Origin of the sequence: Streptomyces sp. NPDC019890, assembly GCF_044903445.1 — a bacterium.
In the GTDB taxonomy this organism is placed as follows: domain Bacteria; phylum Actinomycetota; class Actinomycetes; order Streptomycetales; family Streptomycetaceae; genus Streptomyces.
This window is the reverse complement of sequence record NZ_JBJDQK010000060.1, coordinates 1-3,171: the sequence shown is the minus strand read 5'-3', so window position 1 is coordinate 3,171 and position 3,171 is coordinate 1. Positions and strand designations below refer to the sequence as shown.

Sequence of the window (3,171 nt, the reverse complement as noted above, 5' to 3'; positions counted from 1 at the left end):
ACACGGGCCGTTGGCGCAGCGGCAGCATGCCAGGAGGAAAGGCATCTCGGCAATCATTGACGCATTGGAAGCTCCAACTGTAATTTTCTGCCATGCCGAAGCGTCCGACATCGAATGCCGGCGACGAAGTGCCGCTCGGTACCCGCATCAGGGCCCTCATCCCTGAGCTCACCGCCGCTGAACAGCGGGTGGCCCGACTGGTCCTTGCCGACGGCACAGCCGCCGCCGGACAGACCATCGGCGAACTGGCCTCTGCCAGCCAGACCTCGACCTCTACGGTCATGCGCTTTTGCAAGGCGCTCGGTCTGGCCGGCTATCCGCAGCTGCGGCTGGCTCTGACAGCGGAGGCCGCCCGGGAGGGCGGCTCCTGGGGGGGCGACCTCCCGGCCGACGGGGACTTCGGTCCGGAGGCCGGGCTCGCCGAGATCGTCGCGGCGGTGGCCGGCGCCGACATCCGGGCCATCTACGACACCGCCGCGCAGCTCGACCTCGAGTCGCTGGCGGCCGCCGTCGAGGCGATCACCGGCGCGGGCCGCATCGACATCTATGCAGTCGGCAGCAGCGTGCAGCCGGCCACAGGGTTCCAGCTGGCCATGCACCGGACCGGGTTCGCTTGCTGCATCTGGTCCGATGTACACAGCGCGCTCACCAGCGCCGCGCTGCTCGGGCCAGGCGCGGTCGCGATCGCCCTGTCGCACAGCGGCCAGACGGTCGAGACGATCGAGGCGCTGGAAACGGCGCGGGCCGCCGGGGCGACCACCATCGCGGTGACCAACTTCCCAAAGTCGCCGCTGGCATCGGTCACCGACATCGTGCTGACCACTGCCGTCCGGGAGGGAACCTTCCGGCCGGGCGGACTGTCCTGCACGCACCCGCAGACCACGGTCCTCGACTGCATCTACGCGGCACTGGCCCAGCGTGACCGGGGCCGCGCCGAGGAGTCACTGCAGATCGCGGTCCGCGCCGTCGCCGCGCACCGCACCTCCAAACCCCGCCCGCCCCGCACCGCAGAACCGACCTGAAGCGACAGGCACCGAATGACGGGAGCCACATGCCCACCAGCCCCATAGCCCTGACCAGCGCCGACTACGTCACGGCCGTCCAAGGGCTCATCACGCACATCACCGACACCCAGGGCGAAGCGATCGGCCGGGCCGCCGACATCATCGCCGCTTCGCTGGCCGACGGCGGCGTCCTGCAGGCCTTCGGCTCAGGCCACTCCGAAGCCGCCTCCATGGAACTGGCCGGCCGGGCCGGCGGCCTCATCGCCACGAACCGGATCGCCCTGCGCGACATCGTCCTGTTCGGCGGCGAGCCGGCCGAGGTCCTGGCCGACCCGAAGAGCGAGCGCGACCCCGTCCTGGCACGGCGCATCTACGACCTGGTCAAGGCCCAGCCGAAGGACGTCTTCGTCGTCACCTCGCAGTCCGGCGGCAACGGATCGGTCGTCGAGATGGCGCATATCGCCAAGGCCGAGGGCCACCCGGTGGTCGCCATCACATCGCTGGCCCACACCGCCGGCATCACCTCCCGCCACCACTCGGGCCGCAAGCTCTTCGAACTCGCCGACGTCGTCATCGACAACGGCGCGCCGCACGGCGACTCCGTCCTGCCGCTGCCCGACGGCGGTTCGGTCTGCGCTGTCTCCTCCATCGGCAACGCCCTGATCGCCCAGCTCCTGACGGCCGAGACCGTGATCCGACTCCTCGACCGGGGGATCCGTCCGGACGTCTACCTGTCGGCCAACATCGCCGGCGGCGACGTGAGCAACGACGACGCCGAGGCACGCTATGCCGGGCGCATCCGACGCTCGGCCTCCTGAGGGCCGCGGCCCGGCACCGCACGAACGGGCACAACCCGTACCAGGCCGCCGGGCCCCGGAGCCGGCAACCGCCTCCGCCGCCGACCTATTTCGCAGCACCCTCGTGACTATCACAGAGGCATCCAGCGGTTGCACCGGAATGCCGTCAACATCGCTGTCGCCATGGGCCCGTGCCGAACCACGGGGGAAGGGCGGCTGTTCCGCATCGATCCCCTCTCGGGCACGAGCTGCGACGGCAGTTGTCTTCTGCGCGTCGAACTCCGCGCCGACGAGCCCGGGCACGAGATGCAACTCTCCATGCTCACCTGGTTGGAGGGGAATGACCCGCCTCCGGGGTGGGGCGCGCCGGTCGTGTGCTCACGTGCAACTGCTACGGCGCCGCACGGCTCTGCTGTCTCGTCGACGGCCGGGCACTCGCATCGGGCGCGCCCTCGTACACCTCCGTCAACCCGTCGGAGTGACGCACGGATTACAGCTGAGAGAATTCCATCGCCTCCCACACTTGTCATCTGCCACCGGAGATGAGTGGAAGACTCCTATGCAATTACTCCTCGGCTCGCGACCGCTGCAGCAGCCGCTCTCCGACGCTGCCATGGTACTTGCGGTCGCAAAGGTCATCTCGAGCTGTTCAGACTTCTGTGCCGCCGCCCGCTACCCCGCCGAAGCGAATTACCCCAAACGCTCCCACTGGCATTCGAGTATCGGCCACAATGTCGCTTCCGCCTCATCGAAAGGCCTTGCTACGCATGTCCGGTGATAGTGTTGACTCCCTGTCCGACGCCGAACTCACGTCACGGATAAGAGAGTTAGTCTCGGATGCTCCGGTGGAGGAGCTGTACCGGCGGCACCGTTCGGCGGTTCTGTCCTATGCGCGTACGTGTTGCCGTGATCCGCACACGGCCGAGGACCTGGTCTCGGAAGCCTTCGCCCGCACGCTGCAGGCGGTGCGGTCCGGGGCCGGTCCGGAGGCCGCCTGGCGCCCGTATCTGCTCACCGTTGTCCGCCGCGTCGCCGCGGAATGGGCGGGCACGGCACGGCGCACCGAGCTGTCGGCCGACTTCGAGCAGTGGCTCGGCAACCTGCCCGACAGTCCCGAGGCGGAGAGCAGCGAGGAGCGGATACTGCGTCTGGAGGACAACAGCCTCGTCATCCGCGCGTTTCGCTCGCTGCCCGAGCGCTGGCAGGCCGTGCTGTGGCACACCGCCGTCGAGGAGGAACCCGCCTCGAAGGTCGCCGACCTGCTCGGCATGGGCGCCAGCGGGGTCGGCTCGCTGGCGTCCCGGGCCCGGGAAGGGCTGCGCGAGGCCTACCTGGCCGTGCATGTCGAAAGCACCTCCAGCAGCGAGGAG

At 69.2% G+C, this 3,171-nt stretch carries 3 protein-coding genes; all 3 read left to right on the top strand.

The genetic code is table 11. From position 1 onward, the window contains the following. The first annotated feature begins 92 nt into the window (after positions 1 to 92). A complete protein-coding gene (locus ACI2LP_RS34050) occupies positions 93 to 1,022 on the top strand; it encodes a MurR/RpiR family transcriptional regulator (protein WP_404728406.1) in 930 nt (309 codons plus the stop codon). Between the two features lie 29 nt (positions 1,023 to 1,051). Continuing rightward, positions 1,052 to 1,822 carry a sugar isomerase domain-containing protein gene (locus ACI2LP_RS34045; protein WP_404728405.1) on the top strand — a complete coding sequence of 257 codons (771 nt, stop codon included), beginning with the start codon at positions 1,052 to 1,054 and terminating at the stop codon, positions 1,820 to 1,822. Positions 1,823 to 2,646: 824 nt separating this feature from the next. Then, on the top strand, positions 2,647 to 3,171 hold a 525-nt coding region (locus ACI2LP_RS34040; RefSeq protein ID WP_404728404.1), incomplete at its 3' end, for an RNA polymerase sigma factor.